Genomic DNA, 218 nt, shown 5'->3' with positions numbered 1-218 from the left:
GGTTCCTGATCAATACTTAGGTGATATTCTATCTCTATGTGAAGAAAGGAGGGGAGAACAGGAGGATTTATCTTACATTGGTAACACAACAACAGCATTGTTAAGATATAAATTACCACTGTCTGAAGTTGTTTTTGACTTTTATGATCGATTAAAATCAATTTCCAAAGGATATGCAAGTTTGGATTGGGAAATTTCCAGCTATCTGGTAAGCCAAA

At 34.9% G+C, this 218-nt stretch carries 1 pseudogene; it reads left to right on the top strand.

Annotated elements, in window-relative coordinates:
* Window positions 1-218: pseudogene (locus tag WG67_RS08290) on the top strand (elongation factor 4); the annotation flags it as partial.

Origin of the sequence: Wolbachia endosymbiont of Drosophila incompta (genome assembly GCF_001758565.1) — a bacterium.
Taxonomy (GTDB): domain Bacteria; phylum Pseudomonadota; class Alphaproteobacteria; order Rickettsiales; family Anaplasmataceae; genus Wolbachia; species Wolbachia pipientis.
The sequence above is the reverse complement of the archived record's forward strand: the minus strand, read 5'-3'. Positions and strand labels throughout refer to the sequence as shown.